A 26,616-nucleotide genomic window follows, 5' to 3' on the forward strand; every position below is an offset into this window, starting at 1 on the left:
AGTGAAAAAAAACTAAAAGTAAAAGGCTTTTTATCATTATTTTTTTGTATATTTGCCCGTAAATATCACATATAGAATTTTTATTATAAAATCTTGATTCCTTATGGACAAATATTCTTTTCTTAATGCTGCAAATACACAGTTCTTTGCAGATTTGTACGACCAATATTTGGAGAATCCCGACTCGGTGGAGGCCAGTTGGAGAGCATTCTTCCAGGGGTTTGATTTTGCTCGTGAGAGCTATGGAGATGATTTCTTTCAGGAATCAGTTCCTCAAGAAGTTTCTACGGTAGCTGCTCCTGCGGCTTCCTCAGTAGCTTCTTCCCCTCAAGCTGCTCCCGTGCCAGTCTCTGGCAAGGTAGAGAAAGAATTGCAAGTACTTAATTTGATCAAGGCTTACCAGCGCCAAGGACATCTGCTTGCTCAGATAGATCCGCTCAAGGAGCGTAAAGCGCCACAGGTATCCCTATCCTTAGAAAAATTTGGCCTTTCTCAGGCTGATCTCTCCACAGTGTTTGATGCCGCTAAGGAAATCCATTTGGCACCTTCTCCTCTTTCTGTAATCTTGAAAAAGTTAGAAGATACTTTCACTAAGAGTATCGCCATAGAGTTTGAGCACTTGGATAATGAGGAAGAAAAGAAATGGTTCCAAGAAAAAATATATTCAGGAGAGTATACTACTGAGTTCTCCAAAGAGCAAAAGAAACGTATCTTGGAGAAATTAGCCGAATCTACTACTTTAGAGAACTTTTTCCATAACAAATATGTAGGTCAAAAGCGCTTCTCTTTGGAAGGAAATGAAGCGGTAATCCCTGCCTTGGATGCTCTTATTGAGGCAGCTGCTGACCAAAGAGGGGTAAAAGAAGTAGTCATAGGAATGGCGCACCGTGGTCGTCTGAATGTTCTTATCAATATCTTAGGGAAAAATCTTCAAGATGTGTTCTCTGAATTCGATGGTAAGGATTATTTAGATCCCGAATTTGATGGGGATGTAAAATACCACTTGGGGCTTACTACCCATCGTACTACAGCCAAGGGTAACGAAGTATTGTTGAACCTTGCGCCCAACCCTTCTCACTTAGAAACAGTAAGTGCTGTCCTACAAGGAATTACACGCGCTAAACAAGATCTTCACTATGCTGATAATCCTTCTCAGGTATTGCCTATCGTTATGCACGGCGATGCGGCTGTATCTGGACAGGGAATTGTATATGAGGTAATGCAGATGGAGCGCCTTCGTGGTTATACTACTTCAGGAACAGTTCATATAGTGATTAATAACCAAATAGGGTTCACTACCAATCCTTCGGATTCTCGCTCTACTACCTATTGTACAGATGTAGCTAAAGGATTCCAATCGCCTGTGCTGCATGTCAATTCCGATGATACCGAAGCGGTAGTACGTGCTATGCTTTTGGCTATGGAGTATCGTATGGCTTTTGGGCATGATGTCTTTATCGATGTAATTGGTTATAGAAAATATGGACATAATGAAGGGGACGAACCTCGATTCACACAACCTGCCTTGTATAAGATTATAGGGGGTCATAACAATCCGACAGTGATCTATACAGAATCTTTGGTAAGACAAGGAGTGATCACTCCTCAGGAGATAGAAGCCTATCAGGAGACTTTCCGCAATCATCTGGATACAGAATTGGAGGCTTCTCGCCTAAAGGAATTTACGATCATCACACCTATCATGCAGAATGAGTGGAAGGGATTGGAGCATATTGCTTCTCAGCAGGATATGCTACTTAAGATAAGTACTGCCTATGAGAGAGAAAAATTGGATGCTTTAGCCCAGCTTATCACTACACTTCCTGAGGATAAGAAGTTTATCAATAAGATAACTAAGATTATCAAAGAGCGTCATAATCTTTATTTTGAACAAAATAAGGTAGACTGGGGGATGGCTGAGCACTTGGCTTTTGCAACTCTCTTATCCGAAGGGCATGATGTACGCCTCTCTGGTGAAGATGTAGGTCGTGGTACCTTCTCTCACCGTCATGCTGTAGTCAAAGAGGAAGAGTCAGAAGAAAGTATCATTCCTCTATCCCGTATAAAAGAACAAGGCGGAGGAACTTTCCATGTATATAACTCTTTGCTTTCCGAATATGGGGTGTTAGGATTCGAGTATGGGTATGCCCTTACTGCTCCACAGACCTTGACTGTCTGGGAAGCTCAGTTTGGTGACTTTGCCAATGGTGCTCAGATTATGATAGACCAATACATATGTTGTGGTGAGGACAAATGGAAAAACCAAAGTGGTTTGGTAATGCTCTTGCCTCACGGTTATGAAGGACAAGGAGCAGAGCACTCTTCAGCTCGCTTGGAGCGTTACTTACAACTATGTGCTACCCAGAATATGTATGTAACCAACTGTACCACTCCAGCCAACCTATTCCACTTGCTTCGCCGTCAGCTCAAGGCTCCTTTCAGAAAGCCCCTTGTAGCGATGTCTCCTAAGAGCTTACTGAGACATCCATTGGTGATTTCTTCTGTTGAAGAACTTACTCAAGGATATTTCCAAGAAGTATTGGATGATTCTCAGGTGAATCCAGAAGAAGTACGTACCCTTACTTTCTGTTCAGGAAGGTTTTACTATGACCTCTTGGCAGAAAGAGAAAAATTGGGTCGTAAGGATGTAGCCTTGGTACGTATAGAACAGCTTTTCCCACTCCCTATAGAAGAGCTTAAGCTTATAATTGCACGCTATCCAAATGTGACCGATTATGTATGGGCTCAGGAAGAACCTAAGAACATGGGGGCTTATGGCTATATGCTCATGAATTTCGATATAGTAAAATGGAGATTGGCTGCGGCCAATGCATATTCTGCACCAGCTCCAGGAAGCCCTATGCGCCACAAAGCACGCCATCAGGAAGCTATAGATAAGGTGTTTTTAGCTATATAGTAATTGGCTTTTTGCAATAATTTGATAGAGGTTATCTGAAGAATAACCTCTATCTGTTTTTTTACAATTTGATAGAGAAGTAATCAACTATAGTTTTTATTTTTGATTTATTTTGTTTTCAGCGAAAAATAAGAACGTTAATTATTGTTTAAAATTCTATTTAAATTCATTGATTGTGAAATAGTTGATGATGTTTTTCTATTATATAAAAAGTTAAAAAAAGACTTTAAGATATTTTTATAATAGGTAATTGGAAAATAATTTATACCTTTGCAAAAAATAAAAAATAATGGATTTTACAAATAAAACAATTGGGGAGATAGTAGCAGAAGATTTTCGTGCGGCTGCTATTTTCAAAAAACACGGAATAGATTTCTGCTGTCGTGGTGGAAGAACCATAGAAGAGGCTTGTGAAAAGAAAAAAGTTATGGAACAACAACTCATAGATGAGCTCTCTGCTTTGCCTTCTGGAAAAGGAGATAATGTAGATGTAAGTAGCTGGCCTTTAGACTTATTGGCTAACTATATTGTAAAGATACACCACGAATATGTAAGGGAAAAAACTCCTATGTTATTGCAATTCTTGGATAAGCTTTGCAAGGTGCATGGAGACAGACACCCAGAACTCTTTGAGGTAAATGCACTCTTTACCGGAAGTGCTCATGACTTAGGGGAACACTTCCAAAAAGAAGAGCGTGTGCTTTTTCCCTTTATTGAGAAATTGGCTCAAGCTGCCCAGAGTGGTACCCCTTTGGAGCCTTCTCACTTTGGTACAGTGGAAAACCCTATTGAAATGATGAAGCACGATCATACTATTGAGGGAGATCGTTTTGCTAAAATAGCTGAAATTACCCAAGGATATACTCCTCCTGCCGATGCTTGTAACACCTATAAAGTTACTTATGCAATGTTGGAAGAATTCGAAAATGACCTACATCGTCATATCCACTTGGAGAATAATATCCTATTCCCTAAAGCTATTGAATTGGAAAAAAAGATACAAACAGCTTCATAACTCATAGCAATTTAATTTAAGAGGAAACTACTTGGAAAATTTCTAAGTAGTTTTTTTGCGTAAAAGCATAAATAATGCTATCTTTGTGCGCTAAAAGAAATATTCATGTTGACCTATCTAACTATTTTTTTAGGAGTTCAGCTCCTACAAGGGCTTTTCTTGTGGAAAGGCTACCAGAAGGCAGGCTACAAAGGGTGGCAAGCCTTTGTACCTGTATGGAATATGCTTATTCTTCTGAAGATTATTGAGCGCCCTTGGTGGTGGGTATTTTTGGTATATTTGCCTGTAATAGGCAATATTATGGCTGTGGTATTGGCCTATGAGTGGTTGCATGTATTTGGCTACCGCCAGAAGCGCTATACCCTCTTGGCAGTAGTGACCTTAGGGCTTTTTATTGCTTATGTGATGTATCAGCCTAAAACTCAATATATAGGAAAAAGTGAGGCGGTAATCGCCGAGAATGTACCCTCTTGGCTCAATGGGATTCTCTATGCTGTAGTGGCAGCTTCTACTATACATACCTATTTTATCCAGCCTTATACAATTCCTACCTCTTCATTGGAAAAGACCCTTTTGGTAGGGGACTTTCTCTTTGTCAGTAAGTTCCATTACGGGGCACGCCTGCCTATGACCCCTCTTGCTACCCCTATGGTGCATGATACCTTACCTTTGGTAGGAGTGAAGTCGTATCTGCCTAAGCCTCAGTTGCCTTACTTGCGCTTGCCTGCTTTGCAGAAGATCAAGCGTAATGATATAGTAGTATTCAACTGGCCTACTGATACGGTGCGTTTCTTCCGCGATCCTTCTGGTTATCACGCATATAAGCCGGTAGATAAAAAATCTCACTATGTAAAAAGAGCCGTGGCCATAGCGGGAGATACCTTCGAGATACGTGAGGGGGATGTGTATATCAATGGGCAGAAAGAAATCTATCCGGTGAGAGCTAAGTTGCAGACATCCTATATAGTACGTGTATCTCCTGAGTTTCAGAATTATCTTGTAAGCCTCTATGGAGGGCAGTATACAGCTGAGCAGTTGCTTCCTGCTTATCTGTTCCAGAACTTTGGAGTAACGGATGCTTCTGGATTTAGGAGCAATACCGAGTTTGTCGTACAATCCGCCACCGAAGAAGTAGCCCAGAAATTGCAGAAAACCCCTCATGTAGAGAGTGTGACCAAGATGATAAGTCCTAAGGAGTACAATCCTGCTATATTCCCTCATAGTAAGCACTATGCTTGGAGTGAAGATAACTTTGGTCCTGTGGAGATCCCTGCTGAAGGCAAAACCGTACAGCTCACCACAGAGAATCTGCCACTGTATAAGCGTATTATCACTGAGTATGAAGGAAATACCCTACAGGTACAAGGAGAGGATATTCTACTCAATGGGCAGAAGGTGACCTCTTATACCTTCCGCCAGGATTACTATTGGATGATGGGGGACAACCGTCATAACTCCGAAGATAGCCGCTATTGGGGATTTGTGCCCTTTGATCATGTGGTAGGTAAGCCAGTACTTATCTGGATGAGCTGGGATAGCAATGCCTCAGGCTTGAATAAAATTCGCTGGAACCGCCTCTTTACCACTGTCAATGGTGAGGGAGAACCCGTCTCTTACCTCTATTGGGTATTGGGCTTAGGAGTACTTAGCTATATTGGTTATGAGGTATATAAGAAGAAATACAAAAAAGGAAAAGTAAAGAAATAACAGCACATGAAGGCATTATTACACCCTACTTATTTCCCTACGATAGCCTCTTTTTCACTATTGGTAACGACCCCTTGTATTTTGGAAGTATCGGATAATTACCAAAAGCAGACCTATCGCAATCGCACGTATATCTATGGGGCGAATGGTAGGCAAATCCTCACGGTACCTATCCTACACACTGGAGGGGAGACAGGGCGACAGCTTTATAAAGAGGTGCGGGTAGATAACAATGTAGCTTGGCAGAAACAACATTGGAAAACGCTACAGACAGCTTATCGTACTTCTCCTTATTTTGAGTACTACGAGGATAAGATTGTACCTATATTTACCCAAAAGCATACTTTTCTATTGGACTTGAATCTCAAGACGATAGAGGTGCTTTTGGATTGCTTACATGCTTCTGTGGAGTGGGAGAAGACAACTTCCTATAAGGAAAACTACCCAGAGTATGAGGATTTTCGCTATCTTACTGATGCCAAGCGTCCTTATGAAGGTACACAGACACCTTATTACCAGATTTTCTCGGACAAACATGGTTTTATCCCAAACCTTAGTATCTTGGACTTGCTCTTTCATGAAGGTAACCATGCTTTAGACTATTTACAGGAGGGACAGTGAACAGTGAACAGATAACAGATAACAGATAACAGTAAGCAGTGAGCAGAGAACAGTGAACGGAGAGCAGAGAACAGGGGGGGATATTGTCTTTTCTTAAGTCGATTTTTTGGATTATTTCTATTTGACTATGAAGTTCATCTTGACTTTTTGTATTAAATTTTTTGAGCCCTATAATTATAAAGGATAAGTAATTAAATCCTTTCCAGCTACTAATAGCTGTATCAAAATGATTCAATATAGAGCGATAAGAATCACACCAAGCATTACTTTGCTGTTTGTTCTCCTCCACAAATAGCAGGTGTATGACTTCCATCAACACTCTTTTTTCTATAGGAAGATGAGGTATTATTTCATTTATTATCGTATCTTTGTCTAAAATTTCTAATATAGGGATGACTTGTCTTTTGGGTTTGTAAATACAAAGATAAGGAATCCTTATGTTTTTCACAAATTATTTAAAAGTCGAGACGGCTTCAATACACATTGGTTTGACTTTTAAAAATCTTTATTATGAGAGTATCTGCCAAATCAAAAACATTCGAGTTTTCTGTGCTGCCTTTGTGGGAGAGTTTTATAATTTTTGGGGCATTTGCTTTTTTGTTTATTTTCCCCTCTCTTTATTTTCAAAAATGGGCAGGCATCATTATCCGTATATATGTTCCTTTGCTGTGCTTTTGTGTTTTGGGATATTGTCGTATAAGGTCTAAAAAACTTTCTATTGAAGTAATTGATAATGAAAAACTTAATTGCAGAATCAATAATAAATCATTGGTAGTTCCTTGTAACGAAAACAAAATTTTTTATATAAGGTTGTATAAGCGTAGAACAGCGTCTATGATACGAATTAAAAACGAACTGTTTTATATTTATACGGAAGATTTTGGTAAAGAAAAGATAAAGGAATACGATTTGAATATTAAAGAGTTACAAAGTGTAATAGGTAATAATCCTAACCGCAAACCTATCGATTGGATACCATTTCTAATGCTCTGGACTATTTATGGCACACTACTTATATGCCTTCCTTTTGCACTTATTTTCTTTATAGCTCTTTTTACAGATAAATTGCATTGGTTTGACTTTTAAAAATCCTTATTATGAGTGTATCTGCCAAATCAAAAACATTCGAGTTTTGGTCAATATCCTTATGGGAGGGGATTATAGTTTTTATAGTATTTATTATTTTGTTCCTTCTACCGATGTTCTATACATCTGAACTTCAGAAGTTCTGGGGTTTAGTCATTCGTATATGTTTACCTATGTTAGTTTTATGTACTTTTGGATATGTTAAACTCAGAAGTAGAAAACTTATTATTGAAGTAAATAATAAAAATCAACGAGAGTTTATTTACACACGCAATAACAAGCAATTATTAACTGAATTTGAAAAAGTAAAGATTTTTTATCTCAAAAGTTTGAAAGGTAAAATAGGACGTATGTTGCGCATTAATGGCACAATATATTTTATTTACTCGGAAAATCCTTTTAGCAAAGAAGTAGCAAAACAATACAAATTAAAAATAGAAGAATTACAAAAAATGATTGGCAATAATGCTAAAAAAGAAAGAGTTGATTCTGTACCGCTGACTATCAGTTTATTAATGGATGTCATACCATTTATCATCATACTATTAGCACTTATTTTCTTTATAACTCTTTTTACAGATAATTTGCATTGGTTTGACTTTTAAAAATCCTTATTGAGGTGTCAAAATAATTTCATATATTTGCACTCTGAAAATTAATGTATTATGGAATTATTTAAGGGATAAAGCCTCTTAGAGTTTACTGAACGCTTTAAAACAGACTTAGATTGCGAAGAATATCTAGACAAACACATTAGTAAAACAGCTTATATAAGACTGATGAATGGAAAGACTATAGACCTATAAAGGACTATAATATAACTCAAAAACCGAGTAATAATGGGAAGAATTTTCCTACATTACACAAAGTAATACACCAAGTAAAATCTTGGATACGAGGTATATATTCTTGGGTATCAGAATTTAACATAGACCGCTATTTAGCTGAGTATAGTTTTAGAATCAATCGCTCACAGAGCAAAGAGACTATCTTTAACAGTTTAATAAAAAGAATGCTTGAAAGAAATCCTATTTCCAATTTCAGTTGGTATGTCCTTAACTTGACACCTCAATTCATTTATTTTCCGATGGGGCGATTGCGTTATTTTTTGAATGGAAATGACCGTTGGTTAAAGGAAAAACAGTATTTCGGTCTGCCAAAGTTTAAAGAATGGTGGGATAAAGCCGCTTATGCTGAATGTTATTTATCAGAATGTGAATATGAAGGCAGTTGTGGTCCGGGTTATCAACCCTTAAGTGAAGAAGAATGGAAAAAGCAACAAAAATAATGAAACACTTACTCTTTCTATTTATTTTATTGCCCTGTGCCGTTGTAGCTCAGGATTTTGAATATTTGGGGGCAAAGTTAGGCTATACCCATACCAATCGCTCTCATAACCTATTTTTTGTCGGAGCTTCTCTAAATACTGAACCCGATTTAGCAGGGATATCCTTGTATGGGGGTACGCATATAGGCTTTCATAGTGATATGCCTTCAAAAGTGCAAATCATCCCCGAAGTAGGTGCTGAAAATTTGTATGATTATTTTAGGTGGAGGTTTCGCTATCAACACCCACGCTATAGAACCTCATATAGGACTTTCGGTTTTCAATTTTGTTGATGCTAAAATAGGTTATGCTGTTGCTTTTAGAGAAAATCCCGTTTTCGAAGGATTTACACTTAGGCTCGCAATTAATTCTTTTGATAAATGAAACATATAGTCTTGTTTTCCTTATTTTTATCTCTAAATTTTCTCGGATGTCAGTCCCCCACAACTGATAAGAAAATTAATGATGTACAACCTACGCCCTCTCAAAGTTGGAAAGCTAATTATGATTGGGTAGAGCCCCTCTGCGAAAATAGCGTTGTAAAAGTAAGAAAGAACCATAAATTTGGCTTGGTAGACCACAATGGCAAAGTGCTTATTCCCGTTGAATATGAAGATATACAAAGTGGTGTATCCCTTAATTTGGATTGGCTTTGGGCTAAAAAAGACGGTAAATACGGCTATTTAGACGAAAACGGAGCTGTGGTTATCCCTTTTATCTACGATGGCGCCAAAACATTCTCAGGCTCAATGGCAGCCGTGAAAAAAGGTGATAAGTGGGGATTTATCAACAGAGATTTTATCAACAGAGATGCAGAAGAAGAACTTCCCTTTATCTATGATGAAGCCGAAGCTTTTCATCAAGGAAAATGGCTTTCTCCAACTTTGTGTTTAGTAAAGAAAGGCGGCAAATGGGGCTATATCAACACCGAAGGGACAGTAATAATTCCCTTTGCGTATGATGAATTAGATGATTTTTTTACGGACGACTATTGTGCCGCAAAGAAAAATGGCAAATGGGGCTATATCGATAAAAATAACAAAGTTATCATCCCTTTTATCTATGATGAAGTGGAAGATTCCGACCTGAAATACATCCGTGTAGTAAAAGACGGTAAAGAGGGCATTATCGACTTCAACAGAAAAACCGTTATCCCTATTGATTTTTATGTTATCAACCTATTAGGCGATGATTCAATGCGTATTTTTCCTACCAAAGAAACCACTATCGAGACCTGCTTTCTGTTAGATTCCTTAGGCAATTGTATAGAAGGCTGTGAATACATCCCCGAATACTACAAAACACACAAATTATTTTATCCTTAACCTAATGTACATCGCCTATCACCCATTATACAATCATCCAGTGCCCGAAAACCATCGTTTCCCGATGGAAAAGTATGCCCTCTTGCCTCAACAACTCCTCTATGAAGGCATTGCAAGCGCCTCCAACTTCCACACCCCCGAAAAAGCTACACAAGCTACAGCGGCTTTGGTGCATACGCAACCTTACTTACACAATTTCTTACACTTAACACTTTCACATAAAGAAGCGCTACCCATTGGCTTTGTACAATTTTAGATATATTGCGCAACATTTTGCCACAGCTCATAGAAGCCCATCAACCCGATTTTGTGTTTTATCAAGCAGGGGTAGATGTGCTGGCAACCGATAAGTTAGGTGAGTTATCGCTTACCGTAGAAGGTTGCGGTGAACGTGATCGCCTTGTTTTTGAAACGTGTCATCGGTATCACCTGCCCGTACAATGCTCAATGGGAGGAGGGTATTCCCCACAACTCACCTCTATTTTACGAGCACACACCCAAACCTTTGCCATAGTGAGTGGTATTTATAATTAGGTGTCAGGTTTCAGGTTTCAGGGAATAGGTTTCAGGTGAGTCGCTACACTTTTGCAAAGTCCTTAATTGCCCGTGTGGCTCACACCTTTGCCAAAGTCTATAAACCTGACAATCAATTACTTTTAGAATATGTTATGTAGGAAAGCCAGCGATAGCTGGGTATGTGCTGCAAACGCCCACATAAATAAAACTTTTCCAAAGTGTGGGGTTGTATTGATAATTGTGATTGTAATAGTATGAGCCTCTTTTTTCTACACTTAAAAAGGGAATAATCCAATTATTTATTGTATCTTTGCCCAAAGTTCCTGAATTTTGGTGTTTTTTCTCAAACATAAAATTACTAATTTTTGGGAACTTTTATTTTATTATAAGAAAAAGTTTAAACAGCTTCAATGAATAAGACAACAAAAACACTCGGTTTAATAGTATTTACTTTTTTTATATCTCAGAATCTATATAGCCAGTTTTTGAAGAAAATAGATAGCAAGGATATAGAGGTTATCAAAAAAAGTATTCCTTCAAAGGAAACAGGCTCAAGGGGGTATAGTACCATCGAATATAATTACATAAGAGTCCATAAAGTAACTAAAAAACCTCTAAGAGGTAGATACAAGGTAATTATAGATAAAGATGAATTCTATATAGCATATTTTAAGAAGGGAAATCTTGTCATTAAAGATAAGGTCAATATAGTTAAATACTATTATAAAGGTATATTATGGAAGTTCTATTTTTATTTCAAGGACAACTACATATTGTTATCAAAAAGCAATATAGATAACGATGATATAATACGAATCCAGACTTTTAAGAATGGCGATTTTGATGAGAAGAATGCTGTTAATATGTATGTTTCAAAAAATGGAGTTACAGAGTTTCTCAAAACTATAATGCCAACAATAAAAGAGAAAGATATAAAAGCGTTTCTAAAAGATTTTTAGTTTCGCTTGTTAGCAATGGGAAACAATGATAAAAGACTCTGATTTAAAACCAATTGATAATGAATAAGACAATAAAAACACTCAGTTTAATAGTATTTGCTTTTTTTATATCTCAGAATCTATATAGCCAGTTATTTATAAAAAAAATAGACAATAAAGATATAGAGATTGTTAAGAGACTTATTCCTACTAAAGGCTATGGGAGTATTATGTACGATTACATAAGAATAGATAAACGTACAAAAGAACCTTTAAGAGGAAAGTATAAAGTTATTGTAAATAAAGACGAGTATTACAAAGCTTTCTTTGAAGAGGGTAACCTTGTAGTGAAAAATAAAATTAACTTAGTGAAATACTACTATAAAGGTAAATATCAAAAACTCTACATATATGTTGGAAAAGAATATATATTGCTATCAAAAAATGACTCTGATAAAAAGGAAGGTCTAATAGATGTCAAATATTTTAATTATAGTGATATAGATGAAAAAGAACCTAATTCTACGACTAAGGACAACAAGAAAGAATTAGAAGGACGTCTTAAAGTATTTATACCATTAATAAAAGAGAAAGATATAAAAGCGTTTCTAAAAGATTTTTAGTTTCGCTTGTTAGCAATGGGAAACAATGATAAAAGACTCTGATTTAAAACCAATTGATAATGAATAAGACAACAAAAACACTCGGTTTAATAGTATTTACTTTTTTTATATCTCAGAATCTATATAGTCAGTTATTTATAAATAAAATAGACAATAAAGATATAGAAATTGTTAAGAGACTTATTCCTACTAAAGGCTATGGGAGTATTATGTATGATTATATTAGAATCGATAAACGTACAAAAGAACCTTTAAGAGGAAAGTATAAAGTTATTGTAAATAAAGACGAGTATTACAAAGCTTTCTTTGAAGAGGGTAACCTTGTAGTGAAAAATAAAATTAACTTAGTGAAGCACTATTATAAAGGTAAATATCAAAAACTCTACATATATGTTGGAAAAGAATATATATTGCTATCAAAAAATGACTCTGATAAAAAGGAAGGTCTAATAGATGTCAAATATTTTAATTATAGTGATATAGATGAAAAAGAACCTACTTTTACGACTAAGGACAACAAGAAAAAATTAGAAGGACGTCTTAAAGTATTTATACCATTAATAAAAGAAAAAGATATAAAAGAGTTTCTAAAAGATTATTAATCCCAGATTATGCAGTAAAAATCCCAACCCTCTATTTTAGAATTTTATCTTATAAAATCAACATTTTTTAGAAATACACAACAAACGTGTTTAAACTTTTTTAAGGAACTTGGAGATAAACCCTAATAAGAGCATTCCAATCCAAGTTACATCAAGATACTCATATCTCATTATCAAACCTTTATATCCGTCAAGCCAACCATTTGCTTGTTCAATCTTAAACCTATTTTTGTACAATTCTTCATCAAATAAACATCTGGTTGCTTTCCTTTATTAAAGCTAAATCTTTTTTCTACACTTAAAAAGAGAATAATCCAATTATTTATTGTATCTTTGCCCAAAGCTGCTGAATTTTGGTGTTCTTTTTTTCTCAAACACACAAAATTACTAATTTTTGGGAACTTTTACTTCTCTAAAAAGTTTAAACAGCTTCAATGTAAAAAGGATAAAAGATATATTGAAAAAGGTAAGGATGACAAGTTTAGAAAAGATGTAGATGATTTGATTGCTGCAATGGAAAAAGTTGAAAAATTCAGGAAAGATGTTTCTACGGTAATGATAAAAGCTGTTGGCTGTGCAGGTTGGTTTTGGAAAGAATATAAGATTAATGACGTTATAACAGGAATTGATGAGAGGACAATTAGAAAGGTTACCAAAATAATCAATGGAGGAGATAATGAATTAGATGACAGAATTAAATATACTAAACTTTTTGCAAAAATATTAAATTATGAAAACTGTACTAATCATAAGTAGCTTATTTTTACTATTTGCTTGTACTAATCAAGGAGCAGATAAAAATCAGCACACAAAAGAACTAAAAAAGAACACAATCTTTAAAGGGTTTGAATTGCATCAATACAAAAATATTGACTGTTTAACAATTTATTCAAAAGGAGAAAAATATAAACTATTTCTACAAGACACTGTTTATTTAGATGCACTTGGGACTTATATCTTAAATATAAACACTGTAAAAGTTTTAGATACTATAACCCTTGATCTTTGGTCTCCTTATATGGATAAATGCTATTTCCAAATTCTAACTAATAGTGGTGATATACCCGTTTTGTATAGAGTACATATCGAAACCCACTTTCATGATAAAATAGATATTCAAGATCACTACCCTAATAAAGAGTTGTCAAAACTAAATGATATGTACCAAATCTATCAAGATTTATGGGAGGAATATGAAATGAATAAACCTGAAAAATAATATGAAGTTAGAATTGCTTCAGCGTAAAAGTATGAAAACAAAATTTGATGACACAAAACAAGGTAACATAATATCAAGATGAGAATAGTTTTAAATATAGTTTTATATTTGGGGATTTGTAATATCATTATATCAAAAGAATCTTTCTTTATATCAAAAGAATCTTTCTTTATAGAGAGCTATAAAGAAAATATTAAAGAGACGAGAGATACTATAGATCTGTCATGTATAAATTTTTTAGACGAAAGGAATAAAAAGGATAGTATTTCATTATCTGATTTGGGTCAGGGAGAGTTATTTCCAAGTTATAGTGGGGAAATTAAGCAAGGTTTTTTTTCTGTTAATTTTATAGGGAAAACAAAGAAAGAACGTTTTTTTTGGAGTATTTATAATAACAAAGGTTTTTTCAAAAATAACAACCCCTATTTGAAAAACTCCAGAGACATTGAAAAAATTATTAATAAAAGAAGAGGTAATTACTATATTTTAGTTGTGTTTTTAAGTAATAAATATATAAAACATATAGATAAAAATACTGGAGATTTTGAATTATCTAAAAATGCTGTTAATGAAATATATCTATATGAAAATAATCAGTGGAAATTTATAAAAAAAGAAAAAAATAATTTTTCAATTATTCCTTCCTTAAATTATTATGTAAATATAATAAATGAGTATAAAAAGTAGTTATTCCAATAGCAAAATATTAAGAAGAATTTCAAAATAAAACAATATAGAACAATGAACAATCTACTCACCCATTATCCTGTAAATTGGATAGACGGAATGAAGCTAAGCAGCAGGACACACTCTTATTATACTAGGCACGAGCTACAAGAAACGCGCCAGCAGGGGAAAACTAAATTCGATGAAAAATGGAAATGCAATTAAATAGAATTATTGTGCTTTTTTTCTTTTATACATCTGTATTAATGTCTCAGATTGTATCAGAAAAAGAGGAAAATTTAAAGTTCTCACAAATTGATTTTTTTGATAAAAAATATGAGAAGGCCATTTATTCATTAATTATAGATGAATCTAATATTTCTGATCATCCTATAATGTCCTACATAGATTGTTTTAATGAGGGATATTTTACAATCCACTTTATCCCTAAAGAGAATGATCTGAAAATATATTGGAGAAAAATGTTTTATGCAAAAGGGGATTTTGAAAACATTGATTTAGATAGTGATAGTAAAAAAATTTATAAACTACTGAAAGATAAATTTAACGAGTACTTCATTTTCTCTTGTCAAATAAAAAAAGAATATTTAGTAAATAAGGACAATTGTACAGAAGAAAGTATTTCTATTAAGAAAAAAGCAAAATGTTGTATATACATGTATGACCCTACTTATAAGAAATGGAAATTAATAGATATAATATATGCTAAAATACTTCCTCCTTATTACAATAATCTTTTTTTTAAAAGATATACTAAATAATTTGTATAAAACTACTTATAAGTAAAATAGAAATCATACAATGAACAATCTACTCACCCATTATCCTGTGAATTGGATAGACGGAATGAAGCTAAGCAGCAGCCATTTTATTGCTGTGCAGGACTTTGTTACCGATAGTGTTAGAGATGCCATAGCCTTGCAAACCACAGACCTTAACTATGGCTTACAGCCAGTGGAAGGCGATGCGGTAAAGATGCACGTGCTGATGGATCACTACAACTGCCTGCAACTAACCCTTGAAGAGTGCCACGCCGTTACTCCTAATGGAATACGCATACAAATCAGTGCCTCACAAGAAGGACAAACCTTATACATAAAACTGAAAAAGGTTTGCCAACATTATTCTATAAAACAACAGAATTAGGTTATAAAAAGTTATGAAGAAAAGTTTTATTATTTTATTACTATTAACTCAATGTATTATTTTTGCTCAGAATAAGAAGACATATTCCACAAAAGACTTATACGAGTCTTGTTGTTGGGGTGAGTCAGATGATGGTGATAGCTATTATGTCGTTGATGAAGATATTATGGGTGATCATATTTATTTATGCATTAATACAGCAAATGGTTCATTAGGTTATCATAAATGTACTAATGTTATAAAAGAAAAATTAAAAAACAATCCTTTTTTAAAGATTAATAATCAAGTTATACAATTAGAGGAAATTGATGAAATTTATAGTTGTATACCTATGGGGCTTTGGTCTAAAAAACAGAATAACAACACCTATATCGCAATTGAATTATACACAATGTGTTATAGTAAATATTGCCATGATTATTATTATATCTTTGTATATATGGAAAAAGGAGTTGTTATGAATTCAAAAATAATTAGGAGTGAGGGTACTCGTATTGATAGCGATACAAAAATCAAGCATTATATGCGTAATGGATTAAAATACTAATCTTTAAAAATAAAAAAATGAGATTTCTTTGTTTATTTCTATTTTTTAATATAACGTATTCACAGCAAAATGTGAGGTATGCTAAAATAGATTTGATTGATAATCCTCCCTATTGTTGGGGGCTTCTAAACCATTCTTTTGGCAGGTATGTGATAAACATCAAAGCATTAGATAATGACATCTATATGCTTATTGATACGAAGAATGATAGAAGGAGAGAGCCAGAGTGTTCTATCCCCAAACACAGTATAGACAACGGATATTTTCTAACCATCAATAAGCAGCAAGTGAGGTTTGACAAAGAGGAACTTGCATTAGACTATTGTATTCCTCTTGCTATATATTGCTCAAAAAACAAGAAGGATACTTATGTTGCTATTGAGATGCGTGTTGCTTGTTATATGAAGAATTGCACGACTTTTAGCTATATTTTTGTGCATCTACATGACAATAAAGTTAAGGAAGTCAAAGCAATAGGAGGAGAGCTACGCAACGAACTCACGGATAAGAAAATAAAGTCATATATGAGCAACAATGGTTTTAAGTTTTTAAAATAATAAGAAATATGGTTTTGAGAACTGGGAAAATAGTCACTCTGAAGAAGATTGTTATTTTGTGTCTGTTTCTATACATTATGAAAAATCCGCATATGTACCTACACTATTTTACAAAACAACTAAAGAAAATACTCGTTTATGATGAAATATAAGTTATTATTGCTATTTGTCCTTATATTTCAATATATGAAAGGGCAAAACAATAATTTTGGATACAAGAGTCTTATCAATAACTATTGTTGGGGAATTATAAATGACACCCTAAATAGATATGAAATTGACCAAAACATTTTGGGTACACATATCTATATGCTATTTGACACTGAGAACCCATATAGGCGAACAGCAAATAAATGTAATATTGCTAAGACTACATTATCTGAAAATCCATTTTTAGTTGTGAATAAGAAAACCATAACATTAGATGAGATAGATAGGGTAGAGTTATGCACCCCTATAGGGATCTATTATAAAAGAGAAAATGGGGATACCTATATTGCCATACAATTAACAATACGAGGGTATACAAAGGTATATGAGAACTATTATATTTTTTTATATCTATACAACAATACCTTTCGTAAATACAAGATTTTATACTTGAGCTGTGATGAACTATCTGATAAACAAATCAAGCATTATATGCGTAATAGATTAAAATATTAACGCCTTTAAAAATAATAAAACTATGAATGTTAGAATTTTATATATTATAATATTTAATTTCATTCAAGTTGTAAGTGCACAAGATAAATCTGTTTTCCAGAAAAAAAGTATATATGATATATGTTGCTGGGGAAGCACAATAGGGAATATTAATTATTACCATCTTAACACTCAAATTCAAGGCAAGAGGATTTATATGATACTTCCTACAAGGAATGAAAAAGCAAGAGAACAGGAATGTACAATTTCAATTAGTAAAAAAATAGAAAATTTATCTATACACATAGATAATCAAGAACTTGAGCTAAAGAATATTGATGCAATAGATTATTGTGTGCCAGATTGGATGTGGTGTAAAAAATATAAGAGTGATTTTTACATAGCAATTCGTCTCTATATATTGTGTTATAGCAGTTCTTGTAATTCATATTATTATATTTTAATGTATTTACATAATAATAAGATAAATAATTATAAAATAATAGATACAGAATCCCCCTTATCTGATAAACAAATTAAGCATTATATGCGTAATGGATTAAAATACTAATCTTTAAAAATAATAAAATGAGATTTCTTTGTTTGTTTCTGTTTTTTAATATAGCATATTCACAGCAAAATGTGAGGTATGCTAAAATAGATTTGTTTGATAATCCCTATTGTTGGGGGCTTCTAAACGATTCTTTTGGCAGGTATGTGATAAACATCAAAGCATTAGATAATGACATCTATATGCTTATTGATACGAAGAATGTTAGAAGGAGAGAGCCAGAGTGTCCTACTATCCCAAAACACAGTATAGACAACGGATATTTTCTAACCATCAATAAGCAGCAAGTGAGGTTTGACAAAGAGGAACTTGCATTAGACTATTGTATTCCTCGTGCTATACATTGCTCAAAAAACAGAAAGGATACTTATGTAGCCATTGAAATGCGTGTTGCTTGTTATATAAAGAATTGCACAACTTATATCTATATTTTTGTGCATCTATATGACAATAAGGTTAAAGAAGTCAAAGCAATAGTAGTAGGACCGCACAACGAACTCACGGATAAGAAAATAAAGTCATATATGAGCAACAATGGTTTTAAGTTTTTAAAATAATAAAACTATGAGTATTACTTTTGGAAAACCACGTTTTGTGGAAGAAGGTAAATGCTCCTGATTCAAGCGATAATGATTTCAAAGGAAAGATGTATTCTTTTTTAAATGGCAATGGGAAATAATGAGAAGAGATAGAAGTTTAATTTTTAATTATTAGTCTTATGAAGTATTTATTTTTATCTTATTATTTTTTTCTTTTTTGTACTAATTCTTGCGGTGTAACAGATATATATTACAATAAGAAATTTATTAAATTTAAAACAACTAAACATCAGGTTTCTAAAATAGCCTTCTATCACATTCCCTCTGATCGGGCTTTTAGTATAAATGATACAATCAATGGTATTTTTCTAACTAGAGATAGTGTTTGTTTATTTGAAAATATATATAAGGATACTCTTGTTATAGAATCAAATATTAAAAAAAGTATCACTAAAAATAATGAGTTTTTTTTTGAAAAGATACCTTACAAATATTTAGATAATAATAATTTTAATTTTTTAAATTATATACCTATTTGTGATGAGGAGTTTTTTTATATTGCATTATTTTTTAACAAGAATAACACAAATCCAGATATACTATGGTCTATAGATCGTAACTCACTTCCAGAAGACTTGAAGTTTGTGATGGAGTATTATGAGAAAATAAGAGGAAGTTTATAAACTTTATTCCCCTTTCTTCTCTACCAAATGCCTCAGTTCAGGGTCGTTGGTGATACGTTCTTTTTCGCGTTCAATGATTTCAACGACATCTAACTTTTGAGGTGTCAAGTTAAGGGCGTACCAACTGAGATTGGAAAATAGGTTTTCTTTCAATCAATCTTTTTATTAGATTGTTAAAGAGACTATCTTTAACAGATTAATGAAAAGAATTGTAGAACGTTCTCCCATTTCTCAAAGTCAATTAGTATGTAGCTAAATAGACACCTCAAAAATATATTGTAGGACAAGCAGAAGGGAGAGCTATACAAGTGGTTGTTGAGAAAAGAGGTAAAGTAGAAGAATTAAGAACCTTAAAAAATCAATAAGATGAGTAAGATTATAAATTTAGTAACAATTGTTTTGTTATTTATTAGTTGCAACAACACTTCTAAGAAATTAGAGATGCTAAAAGAAGGCACATTTATTTATGAAAGAGAAAGAGTTTTTGAGAAAAAAAACATTACAGTTGAACAATCACAAGTGGAAATGATAAGAGAAACTAAATATGTTGTTGAAGAAAAAGTTATTTACGATAGTTTAGGTATTTTGCAAATATATGATGGTGCTGCAGAGGGTTTTATCGTTTATTCAAGAGATAATGATTTTGGAAAATCTGTTATCAAAGAAGAAGGATATAGTAATAAAGTTCTAATAGATAAGAAGCAGGATTGCCTTATAGACGGAAAAGATACAATTAGGAACTTTGAAGTGTTTTTAAAAGATAGGCTTATAATGGTCTATCCTAAAGAAGATAATAGAATTTATGTATACAAATTTAAATAATTAATTGAGGCGTCAAAATAATTTCATATATTTGCACTCTGAAAATTAATGTATTATGGAATTATTTAAGGGACAAAGCCTCTTAAAAATATTGGAATAATGTGAAAATAATTCTTGAAGAAAGAGAAGTAGAAGAATCTAATTGGAATAACAAAAATATAGAAGAAACAAAATGGACTGGAAAATTATAATACTTTTTTTAATAGTAACTTTTAATAGCTATAGTCAAACGATAGAAGATAAAGAATTAATAACTTTTTTGTATCATAATGCAGAAAAAATAGACATTGGAGATGATGAGTTTGACAATATCTTATCAGAATGGGATTTTCGGAATTTATATTTGTCAAAAATGATAAAAATAACATTTGGAGATAATGATACAACAGCTCGTAAATTAAAAATATTAGAAAAGATCAAAGATAGTTTTTATAAACATGCTCTAAATGAAGTGAAAGATGAATATAGAACATATAATAATATTTCAGGACCCTATTTCGTTTATCTTGTAGAAAAAAAAGACAAAGAGGTCAAGGGAATATTAGAAAAGATTATAGCAGATACTACTATGAGACATGACAATAGGGAAAGTTTAAAATCTTTCCTAAAAAAATATGATACTTACTATTATATTAATGGAAAGAAAAGAAATATAGAAATAAAAAAAGAAGCAAATTCATCTTCCTATACTATAAGTAAGATAAGAAACGGAGAAGAAGTAAGAGTAGTTGAAGACGAAGACGATTGGTTATTAATTATAACAACAGATGGAATAAAAGGATATATTCATAAAAATAATATAAAAATAGAAATTATACAATGAACAATCTACTCACCCATTATCCTGTGAATTGGATAGACGGAATGAAGCTAAGCAGCAGCCATTTTATTGCTGTGCAGGATTTTGTTACCGATAGCGTTAGAGATGCCATAGCCTTGCAAACCACAGACCTTAACTATGGCTTACAACCTATGGAAGGCGATGCGGTAAAGATGCACGTGCTGATGGATCACTACAATCAGCTGCAACTAACCCTTGAAGAGTGCCACGCTGTTACTCCTAATGGGATACGCATACAGATTAGTGCCTCACAAGAAGGACAAACCTTATACATAAAACTAAAAAAGGTTTGCCAACATTATTCTATAAAACAACAGAATTAGGTTATAAAGAATTATGAAGAAAAGTTTTATTATTTTATTACTATTAACTCAATGTGTTATTTTTGCTCAGAATAAGAAGACATATTCCTCAAAAGACATATCCGAGTCTTGTTGTTGGGGTGAGTCAGATGATGGTGATAGCTATTATGTCGTTGATGAAGATATTATGGGTGATCATATTTATTTATGCATTAATACAGCAAATGGTTCATTAGGTTATCATAAATGTACTCATGTTATAAAAGAAAAATTAAAAAACAATCCTTTTTTAAAGATTAATAATCAAGTTATACAATTAGAGGAAATTGATGAAATTTATAGTTGTATACCTATGTGGCTTTGGTCTAAAAAACAGAATAACAACACCTATATCGCAATTGAATTATACACAATGTGTTATAGTAAATATTGCCACGATTATTATTATATCTTTGTATATATGGAAAAAGGAGTTGTTATGAATTCAAAAATAATTAGGAGTGAGGGTACTCCTATTGATAGCGATACAAAAATCAAGCATTATATGCGTAATGGATTAAAATACTAATCTTTAAAAATAATAAAACTATGAGTATTACTTTTGGAAAACCACGTTTTGTGGAAGAAGATGAACTATTAGGTGAGTCTGATAAAAATATTTCAATGTGTTATGGTGATGCCAACAGAACAACTATAGCCCACGAATTAATGCATAGTTTAGGTTTAAATCACACCTTCTCCAATTTTCGTCGACATACTAATAACAATGAAAATCTTCTAGATTTTTCTATAAAAAATAATGCAGATGGAATAATTTTCTTAAGAAACAAACTTAAAGTATTATGGAAAAAAAATAATATGGATTCTAATCTATTAAATACAAAAGTCCATCATAATCATTAAAATTATATTGTAATATGAGAAATATTATATACCTATTTTCTATTCTATCTGTTAGTTGCCAACAATTTACAGGATATTCATCTAACAGTCCTAATATTGATACACTCAGTACTAAAAACTACACTTCTGATACAGGAAATCACTTCCGTGTGGAAGAAGATACTATATTGTACTACAACGGGAAGCAGTTCCTTTTAACAAACTCAATACAGGAGTTGATAGGAATCATCAATGTACCTTATAGAAAAGAAGAAATGATTGAAAACACCTCTATTTCAAAGCGTTGGTATTGGAAAAAAGGAGCTCTGGCTTATTGGTATAGTGAAGATGATGGTGGTATTCGTTTTTTCAAGAGTAAAGAAGACTACGAGAATGTAGATATAAGCGCCACCGAATACTCCTCAGAAAAAGAGATGATAAGAGCACAAGGAATGTATGATAGCCTGTATGTGAAGGAATACCCAGAGAAAGTGCTATCTACTTTTTATATATGGGATGAATTAGGCTTTAATATTTCTACACGAGGTACAAGCGATACTATTGCAAGAATTTGTATATTCCCTCTACCTATGCGAGCCATAAGGAGTCCTTTTAGCAAAAATAAACCTAATAGCCAGCCAAAAGCCATAGCAGCAGAGAAAAAGGACTATGAAGATTACACAAGAAGTCTTCCCAAAGGTGCTTTTAAAGGAAAAATCACTTATAATGGAAATACTTGTGATTTCTCACAACTAAAAGCAACTGATTGGGATAAAATGGTAAAACAATTGGGGCTTGAAGGTGCATACTATGATGACCCTGGTGATTCAAAACAATGGAGTAGGAGGAATAGATCTTACGAAGTTCATATTACCTTTAATCGTATGACTAATGAAGGATCTATCGATTACCGCTCTCCTGATGAGGTTGGTAGTATAGATTTTGTGGAGAAAATCATTATATCTAAGTAACAGTATTTATCCCTCCTTCTCCACCAAATGCCTCAGCTCAAGGTCGTTGGCGATACGTTCTTTTTCGCGTTCAATAATTTCAATGATATCTAACTTTATTTGGCGGTAGTTGGCTTCTACTTGTTCTTTAGTGGTGTCGTTGCCGTTGGCATCGGTAAAGGAGAGGATTTGAGGTATATATTCTTGGGTATCAGAATTTAACATAGACCGCTATTTAGCTGAGTATAGTTTTAGAATCAATCGCTCACAAAATAAAGATACTATCTTTAACAATCTAATAAAAAGATTGATTGAAAGAAAACCTATTTTCCAATCTCAGTTGGTATGCCCTTAACTTGACACCTCAATAAATTATAAACTAAAATAGCTTTCAAAACTTAAATAAGGATAAGAAGCACTTTTGGGAGTGGTTGTTTGGATAAATGAAGGATGAAAAATAAAGTATAAAAATGGGTGATAGGGCAGAGAATGTCCCACTAATCATTGCTGATTAATCATTTGTCATTTTTGTAGGTTTTTTCCTTAGCTTTTTTGTAGAGAGGGATCATATAGGAAAGGGTATAGTTATAGTTGATTCCTATATTGCTTCCTTCCCATACACGCTGTACCCCAGGGATCCAGAAGTTGGGGAAGTTGTCCTTATTCTGGTAGAGTAAGAAGCTGAATCTTAGGGAGGCTCCTGCATAGAAGTGCTTGAAGAGTTCTACTTTGATACCTAAGATACCTTCGAGCCAATGAGCGGTGCGCCCTTGGTAAGAGGTTAGTATATCCGATTGGGTACCTATGAGAGATTCATTCCAATAATTGCGAAGGGTATGTACGCTGTAACGGGTCACCTCCTGATTGAAGATAGAAAAGCCATAGCGCGCCCCGAAATAGATCATATTCTCCATACCATACCAGTTGGTATACGAATTATAATCGATACCAAACTTGATATATTGTCCATTGGTAGTGAAGTCGAAATAGTTGTTTTCGCTGACCTTGCGTTCTTTGCCTATTTCTCCAGCCAAGTAATAGCGATAGTTCAGGCGGTAATCGCCTACGAGTTCCAGCCCTTGGTAACTTTTGTCCAAGAGGGAGCGGATAGGTCGGGAAATATCCGTGCCTATACGCAAGCCATAATGCTGATAGTATATCTTGTCAGGGCTTATACCTTCGAGCTTTTCAGAAGGAATTTCTTTGATTTTATCCTTTTTAGTAAGAGAATCCACCGGTTTTAGTTTGTTCTCCTGAGTAAATCCATAAGATACAGATAAGAGGCTAATAATAAATACGAATAGTAGCTTTTTTTTCATCTTCAACTTTTCTAAACATTACTTGTACTCGATCAATCCAACGTGTATTTCCTGCAATAGAGTCGATAGAGGCGGAGACTTGGTCATATACCACCTTGTATCCACAGCCCTTATTAGCAAACAACTGGGAAGCATTGGCCTGTATTTTCAGTGCTACTTGACTTCCACGAGTGATGCGTCCTAAGCTATCCACAGCGGCATCCTTTACCAAGATAAAAGAAGACTCACCAGAGGAGAGTTTTAGAGGGAGAACTAAGGAATCCGTGGTGGTGATGGGTTGAGTAGGGGTATTTTGATTATTCCCCACGACAAGGAGACTATTGACCGTTTTGGTACGGGTAGGGGTATCCTTATCATACACACGTACAATAAGGCGAGGAGTTACTACAGAGTCATCACAGATATCATCATTTTCACAACTGGCAAGCGCCAAAAAGGAGCATAGCAAAGCAAATTTTTTCATGGATTCATTTTTGTTTTATACAAAAAAATCCCTGTGAGACAGGGATTTTCTATTATAAAGAAATTTATATTTCTTCAGCATCTCTTAGTTGTTGGATGAACTCCGCTCTTTGGATTACGCTACGGCGAAGTACGGAGGGCTTAGTAAAGTGCTGACGTGCACGAAGTTCACGAACGATTCCTACTCGGTCGAACTTTCTCTTGTAGCGCTTTAGAGCTCTATCAATGTTTTCTCCTTCTTTTACTGGTATGATTAGCATAGTATAACACCTCCTTTCATTTACGGGCGCAAAGATACAACTATTTTTTGTTCTGGCAAATATATTTTTTCTTTTCTTTGAAGAAAAAAAATTCTTCTACGTAAGAACATTGCGCAATTAATAATTACCTTTGCCCTGTCAAACAAGAATATATATACTTATGATTTTACAAATACACTCCCAGAACCCACATTTGTTGGATTTGCTCAATAAGAATCCACATACCGACTTGGGAATCTACGCGAAGAGCTTACGCAATGGGCAGCTTATAGGCAATGCCGTCAGTGCGTATCAGTATGATGTAGTCTTTCAGGATACACGCTATAGCTATCTTCCAGAGGAAAGCAATCAGATAGACTTCCAAAGCTATTGTTCCCCCTTGGTGATTTTACATATCTGCAATGAGTTTTTCAAAGAACTTTTGCAGGAAAAACAAGTCTATTGGTCACAACAGATCAAATGGTTAGAGCGTACCCGAGCCGAGGTAGACACCTATCCCTGTACCATAGAAGTAAAGAACCTATATGCCAATTCCACTTGGTATAGCAAGGGGCACTTTATGATGGAGCGGTATTTCAAGAACATACACATAACCCCAATAGTGGGTAACAATCTGAGCCTAAGAGTAGAGGGGAAGAGTGTCTTTGAAGCCATGAACCTCTTGAGCTTTATAGCTGTAACCACCCATATTACCAATACCTATGGAGAATACACCTATATAGATGACCATTTCGCCCAAAAGTATGCCCGAATTCTGACCAATATCCCACAGGTTCCTTACTTTGTTTTCTACCTATTTATCAAGCGAGCCATCAAGAGCGAACGCCAATTTGCAGAAATCAAGCCTATGTTCGAGGCGTATTTCAAGGCGGAAGGCTTGGATATAGATTTCCAGTTTGCCGATACCCATGGTAGTCGTATGGACTTCATAGTCAAAGAGCTGGGGATGGAGTACCCGATCTTGGACATAGGGTGTGGAGAGCTCAAGTACTATCGCCGCTTTATGAGGAGAAACTACAATTATAGTCACCCTTATTTTGCTACCGATACGGACAAGTCAGTAGGAGATTATGCTGCACTATTGAAAGAACGAATGGAAGCCGATAACCTCTATTTCTTTTCCGATTGGGCTGATTATGAGTATAAAAACCCAGTGAACATCATCCTTACCGAAGTGATAGAGCACAATACCCCCGAGGCAGCCGAGGCCTTGGTAAAGCATTGTCTGAGCTTGAATTTCCACAAGATGATTATCACCACCCCCAATAGCTTGTTCAACAAATATTACTTTGACGAAGATCCAGAAAGCCTAAGGCATGAAGATCACCATTTTGAATGGACACCCCAAGAGTTTCAAGACTTTATCCGCCACTGTGTAGGTGATATTTCCCTTGAGGTAACTTACTATGGGATAGGAGATCGTATCAATGGAGAGACCCCAACCCAAGCGGTTGTTATCACTCGGAAATAAAGAAAAATCTTCTTGGAATGTTGGAGAATAATCGCT

38 protein-coding genes and 3 pseudogenes are annotated in these 26,616 nt (G+C 34.1%); 34 read left to right on the plus strand and 7 right to left on the minus strand.

The window, feature by feature from the left end; all coding sequences use genetic code 11:
* Positions 1–103 precede the first annotated feature (103 nt).
* The 11 genes and pseudogenes from CGC50_RS11750 to CGC50_RS11800 all read left to right on the plus strand — a co-directional run bounded on the left by CGC50_RS11750 (position 104) and on the right by CGC50_RS11800 (position 10,532).
* The gene (locus CGC50_RS11750) at positions 104–2,917 is read left to right on the plus strand and encodes a 2-oxoglutarate dehydrogenase E1 component (protein ID WP_095910952.1); all 2,814 of its coding nucleotides are present in this window, start codon (positions 104–106) and stop codon (positions 2,915–2,917) included.
* Between the two features lie 289 nt (positions 2,918–3,206).
* On the plus strand, positions 3,207–3,932 hold the full coding sequence (ric, locus tag CGC50_RS11755) for an iron-sulfur cluster repair di-iron protein (protein ID WP_095910953.1): 726 nt from the start codon (positions 3,207–3,209) through the stop codon (positions 3,930–3,932).
* 105 nt (positions 3,933–4,037) lie between these two features.
* Positions 4,038–5,639, plus strand: coding sequence for a signal peptidase I (gene lepB / locus CGC50_RS11760; RefSeq protein WP_095910954.1), 1,602 nt, complete (start codon positions 4,038–4,040; stop codon positions 5,637–5,639).
* A 6-nt stretch (positions 5,640–5,645) separates the two neighbouring features.
* Positions 5,646–6,260: a WbqC family protein gene (locus CGC50_RS11765; RefSeq protein WP_095910955.1), complete on the plus strand. Its 615-nt coding sequence runs from the start codon at positions 5,646–5,648 to the stop codon at positions 6,258–6,260.
* Positions 6,261–6,770: 510 nt separating this feature from the next.
* A complete protein-coding gene (locus CGC50_RS11770; protein WP_095910956.1) occupies positions 6,771–7,346 on the plus strand; it encodes a hypothetical protein in 576 nt (191 codons plus the stop codon).
* An 11-nt stretch (positions 7,347–7,357) separates the two neighbouring features.
* A complete protein-coding gene (locus tag CGC50_RS11775) occupies positions 7,358–7,951 on the plus strand; it encodes a hypothetical protein (protein WP_095910957.1) in 594 nt (197 codons plus the stop codon).
* A gap of 138 nt (positions 7,952–8,089) precedes the next feature.
* Positions 8,090–8,379 (plus strand): annotated as a pseudogene (locus CGC50_RS11780) (transposase); the annotation flags it as partial.
* Complete coding sequence (locus CGC50_RS11785) at positions 8,359–8,634, plus strand: hypothetical protein (protein ID WP_232781129.1); 276 nt, start codon at positions 8,359–8,361, stop codon at positions 8,632–8,634. The pseudogene CGC50_RS11780 and the gene CGC50_RS11785, both read left to right, overlap by 21 nt.
* The gene (locus CGC50_RS13810; RefSeq protein WP_157909463.1) at positions 8,634–8,966 is read left to right on the plus strand and encodes a hypothetical protein; all 333 of its coding nucleotides are present in this window, start codon (positions 8,634–8,636) and stop codon (positions 8,964–8,966) included. Before CGC50_RS11785 ends, CGC50_RS13810 begins: the two co-directional genes overlap by 1 nt.
* An 87-nt stretch (positions 8,967–9,053) precedes the next feature.
* Positions 9,054–9,998, plus strand: coding sequence for a WG repeat-containing protein (locus tag CGC50_RS11795; protein ID WP_095910959.1), 945 nt, complete (start codon positions 9,054–9,056; stop codon positions 9,996–9,998).
* Positions 9,999–10,002: 4 nt separating this feature from the next.
* Positions 10,003–10,532: pseudogene (locus tag CGC50_RS11800) on the plus strand (hypothetical protein).
* Between the two features lie 132 nt (positions 10,533–10,664).
* Here the strand turns inward: CGC50_RS11800 and CGC50_RS14190 are convergent.
* The gene (locus tag CGC50_RS14190; RefSeq protein ID WP_009641995.1) at positions 10,665–10,865 is read right to left on the minus strand and encodes a hypothetical protein; all 201 of its coding nucleotides are present in this window, start codon (positions 10,863–10,865) and stop codon (positions 10,665–10,667) included.
* Between the two features lie 59 nt (positions 10,866–10,924).
* On the opposite strand from CGC50_RS14190, the gene CGC50_RS11810 reads away from it, so the two are divergent.
* The 3 genes from CGC50_RS11810 to CGC50_RS11820 are packed head-to-tail and all read left to right on the plus strand — an operon-like array spanning position 10,925 to position 12,677.
* The gene (locus CGC50_RS11810) at positions 10,925–11,473 is read left to right on the plus strand and encodes a hypothetical protein (protein ID WP_095910960.1); all 549 of its coding nucleotides are present in this window, start codon (positions 10,925–10,927) and stop codon (positions 11,471–11,473) included.
* Between the two features lie 59 nt (positions 11,474–11,532).
* Positions 11,533–12,075: a hypothetical protein gene (locus CGC50_RS11815; RefSeq protein WP_095910961.1), complete on the plus strand. Its 543-nt coding sequence runs from the start codon at positions 11,533–11,535 to the stop codon at positions 12,073–12,075.
* Positions 12,076–12,134: 59 nt separating this feature from the next.
* Complete coding sequence (locus tag CGC50_RS11820) at positions 12,135–12,677, plus strand: hypothetical protein (RefSeq protein ID WP_095910962.1); 543 nt, start codon at positions 12,135–12,137, stop codon at positions 12,675–12,677.
* Between the two features lie 173 nt (positions 12,678–12,850).
* Here CGC50_RS11820 and CGC50_RS14195 read toward each other — a convergent pair whose 3' ends face one another.
* Positions 12,851–13,018 carry a hypothetical protein gene (locus CGC50_RS14195; protein ID WP_232781130.1) on the minus strand — a complete coding sequence of 56 codons (168 nt, stop codon included), beginning with the start codon at positions 13,016–13,018 and terminating at the stop codon, positions 12,851–12,853.
* Here CGC50_RS14195 and CGC50_RS13965 point away from each other — a divergent pair.
* The 12 genes from CGC50_RS13965 (at position 13,011) to CGC50_RS11875 (ending at position 19,271) form a co-directional block, all read left to right on the plus strand.
* Entirely contained in the window at positions 13,011–13,433 is a 423-nt protein-coding gene (locus tag CGC50_RS13965) for a hypothetical protein (protein WP_095910963.1), read from the plus strand. The two genes, CGC50_RS14195 and CGC50_RS13965, sit on opposite strands and share 8 nt — an antisense overlap.
* On the plus strand, positions 13,408–13,896 hold the full coding sequence (locus CGC50_RS11830) for a hypothetical protein (RefSeq protein WP_095910964.1): 489 nt from the start codon (positions 13,408–13,410) through the stop codon (positions 13,894–13,896). Before CGC50_RS13965 ends, CGC50_RS11830 begins: the two co-directional genes overlap by 26 nt.
* Positions 13,897–13,974: 78 nt before the next feature.
* On the plus strand, positions 13,975–14,583 hold the full coding sequence (locus CGC50_RS11835; RefSeq protein ID WP_095910965.1) for a hypothetical protein: 609 nt from the start codon (positions 13,975–13,977) through the stop codon (positions 14,581–14,583).
* Positions 14,584–14,637: 54 nt separating this feature from the next.
* Positions 14,638–14,787 (plus strand): hypothetical protein, encoded by a 150-nt coding sequence (locus tag CGC50_RS13820; RefSeq protein WP_157909465.1) that lies wholly within the window; start codon positions 14,638–14,640, stop codon positions 14,785–14,787.
* Positions 14,772–15,344, plus strand: a complete 573-nt coding sequence (locus CGC50_RS11840; RefSeq protein WP_129588232.1) for a hypothetical protein — start codon at positions 14,772–14,774, stop codon at positions 15,342–15,344. Before CGC50_RS13820 ends, CGC50_RS11840 begins: the two co-directional genes overlap by 16 nt.
* A 40-nt stretch (positions 15,345–15,384) precedes the next feature.
* Positions 15,385–15,729: a hypothetical protein gene (locus CGC50_RS11845; RefSeq protein ID WP_232781131.1), complete on the plus strand. Its 345-nt coding sequence runs from the start codon at positions 15,385–15,387 to the stop codon at positions 15,727–15,729.
* A gap of 13 nt (positions 15,730–15,742) precedes the next feature.
* A complete protein-coding gene (locus CGC50_RS11850; RefSeq protein WP_095910967.1) occupies positions 15,743–16,276 on the plus strand; it encodes a hypothetical protein in 534 nt (177 codons plus the stop codon).
* Between the two features lie 71 nt (positions 16,277–16,347).
* Positions 16,348–16,833 (plus strand): hypothetical protein, encoded by a 486-nt coding sequence (locus CGC50_RS11855; RefSeq protein ID WP_232781133.1) that lies wholly within the window; start codon positions 16,348–16,350, stop codon positions 16,831–16,833.
* 186 nt (positions 16,834–17,019) lie between these two features.
* Positions 17,020–17,499 carry a hypothetical protein gene (locus CGC50_RS11860; RefSeq protein WP_095910969.1) on the plus strand — a complete coding sequence of 160 codons (480 nt, stop codon included), beginning with the start codon at positions 17,020–17,022 and terminating at the stop codon, positions 17,497–17,499.
* Positions 17,500–17,521: 22 nt separating this feature from the next.
* A complete protein-coding gene (locus CGC50_RS11865) occupies positions 17,522–18,049 on the plus strand; it encodes a hypothetical protein (protein ID WP_016421276.1) in 528 nt (175 codons plus the stop codon).
* A 71-nt stretch (positions 18,050–18,120) separates the two neighbouring features.
* Positions 18,121–18,606, plus strand: coding sequence for a hypothetical protein (locus CGC50_RS11870; protein ID WP_232781134.1), 486 nt, complete (start codon positions 18,121–18,123; stop codon positions 18,604–18,606).
* A 161-nt stretch (positions 18,607–18,767) separates the two neighbouring features.
* Positions 18,768–19,271 (plus strand): hypothetical protein, encoded by a 504-nt coding sequence (locus tag CGC50_RS11875; RefSeq protein ID WP_095910971.1) that lies wholly within the window; start codon positions 18,768–18,770, stop codon positions 19,269–19,271.
* 3 nt (positions 19,272–19,274) lie between these two features.
* On the opposite strand, the gene CGC50_RS13825 is transcribed toward CGC50_RS11875, so the two are convergent.
* Positions 19,275–19,424 (minus strand): hypothetical protein, encoded by a 150-nt coding sequence (locus CGC50_RS13825; RefSeq protein WP_157909466.1) that lies wholly within the window; start codon positions 19,422–19,424, stop codon positions 19,275–19,277.
* A 213-nt stretch (positions 19,425–19,637) separates the two neighbouring features.
* Between CGC50_RS13825 and CGC50_RS11880 the strand changes: the two genes are divergently transcribed.
* The 6 genes from CGC50_RS11880 to CGC50_RS11905 all read left to right on the plus strand — a co-directional run bounded on the left by CGC50_RS11880 (position 19,638) and on the right by CGC50_RS11905 (position 23,089).
* Positions 19,638–20,093 (plus strand): hypothetical protein, encoded by a 456-nt coding sequence (locus CGC50_RS11880; RefSeq protein WP_157909467.1) that lies wholly within the window; start codon positions 19,638–19,640, stop codon positions 20,091–20,093.
* Positions 20,094–20,265: 172 nt separating this feature from the next.
* Positions 20,266–20,916, plus strand: coding sequence for an SH3 domain-containing protein (locus CGC50_RS11885; RefSeq protein WP_095910973.1), 651 nt, complete (start codon positions 20,266–20,268; stop codon positions 20,914–20,916).
* Positions 20,913–21,257 carry a hypothetical protein gene (locus CGC50_RS11890; RefSeq protein ID WP_232781136.1) on the plus strand — a complete coding sequence of 115 codons (345 nt, stop codon included), beginning with the start codon at positions 20,913–20,915 and terminating at the stop codon, positions 21,255–21,257. The genes CGC50_RS11885 and CGC50_RS11890 overlap by 4 nt, the downstream gene beginning before the upstream one ends.
* Before the next feature lie 13 nt (positions 21,258–21,270).
* Entirely contained in the window at positions 21,271–21,804 is a 534-nt protein-coding gene (locus CGC50_RS11895; RefSeq protein WP_095910974.1) for a hypothetical protein, read from the plus strand.
* A 20-nt stretch (positions 21,805–21,824) separates the two neighbouring features.
* Positions 21,825–22,139 carry a hypothetical protein gene (locus CGC50_RS11900; RefSeq protein ID WP_095910975.1) on the plus strand — a complete coding sequence of 105 codons (315 nt, stop codon included), beginning with the start codon at positions 21,825–21,827 and terminating at the stop codon, positions 22,137–22,139.
* Positions 22,140–22,153: 14 nt separating this feature from the next.
* Positions 22,154–23,089: a DUF7738 domain-containing protein gene (locus tag CGC50_RS11905; protein WP_034544229.1), complete on the plus strand. Its 936-nt coding sequence runs from the start codon at positions 22,154–22,156 to the stop codon at positions 23,087–23,089.
* A gap of 6 nt (positions 23,090–23,095) precedes the next feature.
* Here CGC50_RS11905 and CGC50_RS11910 read toward each other — a convergent pair whose 3' ends face one another.
* Entirely contained in the window at positions 23,096–23,293 is a 198-nt protein-coding gene (locus tag CGC50_RS11910; RefSeq protein ID WP_095910976.1) for a hypothetical protein, read from the minus strand.
* Between CGC50_RS11910 and CGC50_RS13710 the strand changes: the two are divergent.
* Positions 23,262–23,423: pseudogene (locus CGC50_RS13710) on the plus strand (IS1595 family transposase); the annotation flags it as partial. The gene CGC50_RS11910 and the pseudogene CGC50_RS13710 overlap by 32 nt on opposite strands.
* A gap of 160 nt (positions 23,424–23,583) precedes the next feature.
* Here the strand turns inward: CGC50_RS13710 and CGC50_RS11915 are convergent.
* The 3 genes from CGC50_RS11915 to rpsU form a co-directional block, all read right to left on the minus strand.
* On the minus strand, positions 23,584–24,387 hold the full coding sequence (locus CGC50_RS11915) for a DUF6048 family protein (protein WP_095910977.1): 804 nt from the start codon (positions 24,385–24,387) through the stop codon (positions 23,584–23,586).
* On the minus strand, positions 24,353–24,850 hold the full coding sequence (locus CGC50_RS11920) for a DUF6452 family protein (protein WP_095910978.1): 498 nt from the start codon (positions 24,848–24,850) through the stop codon (positions 24,353–24,355). Before CGC50_RS11920 ends, CGC50_RS11915 begins: the two co-directional genes overlap by 35 nt.
* Before the next feature lie 64 nt (positions 24,851–24,914).
* A complete protein-coding gene (gene rpsU, locus CGC50_RS11925; protein WP_002669569.1) occupies positions 24,915–25,109 on the minus strand; it encodes a 30S ribosomal protein S21 in 195 nt (64 codons plus the stop codon).
* A gap of 160 nt (positions 25,110–25,269) precedes the next feature.
* Here rpsU and CGC50_RS11930 point away from each other — a divergent pair, with 160 nt between their 5' ends.
* The gene (locus tag CGC50_RS11930) at positions 25,270–26,580 is read left to right on the plus strand and encodes a hypothetical protein (RefSeq protein WP_095910979.1); all 1,311 of its coding nucleotides are present in this window, start codon (positions 25,270–25,272) and stop codon (positions 26,578–26,580) included.
* The last annotated feature ends 36 nt before the right edge of the window (positions 26,581–26,616 follow it).

The sequence above is a fragment of the Capnocytophaga gingivalis genome (assembly GCF_002302415.1).
In the GTDB taxonomy this organism is placed as follows: domain Bacteria; phylum Bacteroidota; class Bacteroidia; order Flavobacteriales; family Flavobacteriaceae; genus Capnocytophaga; species Capnocytophaga gingivalis.

Bases quoted from the DNA above. Each gene is read 5' to 3' on its own strand.
- CGC50_RS14190 (WP_009641995.1), bottom strand. From the start codon at position 10,865: ATGTTTGAGAAAAAACACCAAAATTCAGGAACTTTGGGCAAAGATACA.
- ric (WP_095910953.1), top strand. From the start codon at position 3,207: ATGGATTTTACAAATAAAACAATTGGGGAGATAGTAGCAGAAGATTTT.
- CGC50_RS11830 (WP_095910964.1), top strand. From the start codon at position 13,408: ATGAAAACTGTACTAATCATAAGTAGCTTATTTTTACTATTTGCTTGT.
- CGC50_RS11895 (WP_095910974.1), top strand. From the start codon at position 21,271: ATGAAGAAAAGTTTTATTATTTTATTACTATTAACTCAATGTGTTATT.
- CGC50_RS11795 (WP_095910959.1), top strand. From the start codon at position 9,054: ATGAAACATATAGTCTTGTTTTCCTTATTTTTATCTCTAAATTTTCTC.
- CGC50_RS11900 (WP_095910975.1), top strand. From the start codon at position 21,825: ATGAGTATTACTTTTGGAAAACCACGTTTTGTGGAAGAAGATGAACTA.
- rpsU (WP_002669569.1), bottom strand. From the start codon at position 25,109: ATGCTAATCATACCAGTAAAAGAAGGAGAAAACATTGATAGAGCTCTA.
- CGC50_RS11815 (WP_095910961.1), top strand. From the start codon at position 11,533: ATGAATAAGACAATAAAAACACTCAGTTTAATAGTATTTGCTTTTTTT.
- CGC50_RS11850 (WP_095910967.1), top strand. From the start codon at position 15,743: ATGAAGAAAAGTTTTATTATTTTATTACTATTAACTCAATGTATTATT.
- CGC50_RS11770 (WP_095910956.1), top strand. From the start codon at position 6,771: ATGAGAGTATCTGCCAAATCAAAAACATTCGAGTTTTCTGTGCTGCCT.
- CGC50_RS11920 (WP_095910978.1), bottom strand. From the start codon at position 24,850: ATGAAAAAATTTGCTTTGCTATGCTCCTTTTTGGCGCTTGCCAGTTGT.
- CGC50_RS11865 (WP_016421276.1), top strand. From the start codon at position 17,522: ATGAATGTTAGAATTTTATATATTATAATATTTAATTTCATTCAAGTT.
- lepB (WP_095910954.1), top strand. From the start codon at position 4,038: ATGTTGACCTATCTAACTATTTTTTTAGGAGTTCAGCTCCTACAAGGG.
- CGC50_RS11905 (WP_034544229.1), top strand. From the start codon at position 22,154: ATGAGAAATATTATATACCTATTTTCTATTCTATCTGTTAGTTGCCAA.
- CGC50_RS11835 (WP_095910965.1), top strand. From the start codon at position 13,975: ATGAGAATAGTTTTAAATATAGTTTTATATTTGGGGATTTGTAATATC.
- CGC50_RS11775 (WP_095910957.1), top strand. From the start codon at position 7,358: ATGAGTGTATCTGCCAAATCAAAAACATTCGAGTTTTGGTCAATATCC.
- CGC50_RS11915 (WP_095910977.1), bottom strand. From the start codon at position 24,387: ATGAAAAAAAAGCTACTATTCGTATTTATTATTAGCCTCTTATCTGTA.
- CGC50_RS11750 (WP_095910952.1), top strand. From the start codon at position 104: ATGGACAAATATTCTTTTCTTAATGCTGCAAATACACAGTTCTTTGCA.
- CGC50_RS13810 (WP_157909463.1), top strand. From the start codon at position 8,634: ATGAAACACTTACTCTTTCTATTTATTTTATTGCCCTGTGCCGTTGTA.
- CGC50_RS11765 (WP_095910955.1), top strand. From the start codon at position 5,646: ATGAAGGCATTATTACACCCTACTTATTTCCCTACGATAGCCTCTTTT.
- CGC50_RS11885 (WP_095910973.1), top strand. From the start codon at position 20,266: ATGGACTGGAAAATTATAATACTTTTTTTAATAGTAACTTTTAATAGC.
- CGC50_RS11910 (WP_095910976.1), bottom strand. From the start codon at position 23,293: ATGTTAAATTCTGATACCCAAGAATATATACCTCAAATCCTCTCCTTT.
- CGC50_RS11875 (WP_095910971.1), top strand. From the start codon at position 18,768: ATGAAGTATTTATTTTTATCTTATTATTTTTTTCTTTTTTGTACTAAT.
- CGC50_RS11860 (WP_095910969.1), top strand. From the start codon at position 17,020: ATGAAAGGGCAAAACAATAATTTTGGATACAAGAGTCTTATCAATAAC.
- CGC50_RS11890 (WP_232781136.1), top strand. From the start codon at position 20,913: ATGAACAATCTACTCACCCATTATCCTGTGAATTGGATAGACGGAATG.
- CGC50_RS11810 (WP_095910960.1), top strand. From the start codon at position 10,925: ATGAATAAGACAACAAAAACACTCGGTTTAATAGTATTTACTTTTTTT.
- CGC50_RS11820 (WP_095910962.1), top strand. From the start codon at position 12,135: ATGAATAAGACAACAAAAACACTCGGTTTAATAGTATTTACTTTTTTT.
- CGC50_RS13820 (WP_157909465.1), top strand. From the start codon at position 14,638: ATGAACAATCTACTCACCCATTATCCTGTAAATTGGATAGACGGAATG.
- CGC50_RS11880 (WP_157909467.1), top strand. From the start codon at position 19,638: ATGAGTAAGATTATAAATTTAGTAACAATTGTTTTGTTATTTATTAGT.
- CGC50_RS11840 (WP_129588232.1), top strand. From the start codon at position 14,772: ATGGAAATGCAATTAAATAGAATTATTGTGCTTTTTTTCTTTTATACA.
- CGC50_RS11785 (WP_232781129.1), top strand. From the start codon at position 8,359: ATGCTTGAAAGAAATCCTATTTCCAATTTCAGTTGGTATGTCCTTAAC.
- CGC50_RS11930 (WP_095910979.1), top strand. From the start codon at position 25,270: ATGATTTTACAAATACACTCCCAGAACCCACATTTGTTGGATTTGCTC.
- CGC50_RS11845 (WP_232781131.1), top strand. From the start codon at position 15,385: ATGAACAATCTACTCACCCATTATCCTGTGAATTGGATAGACGGAATG.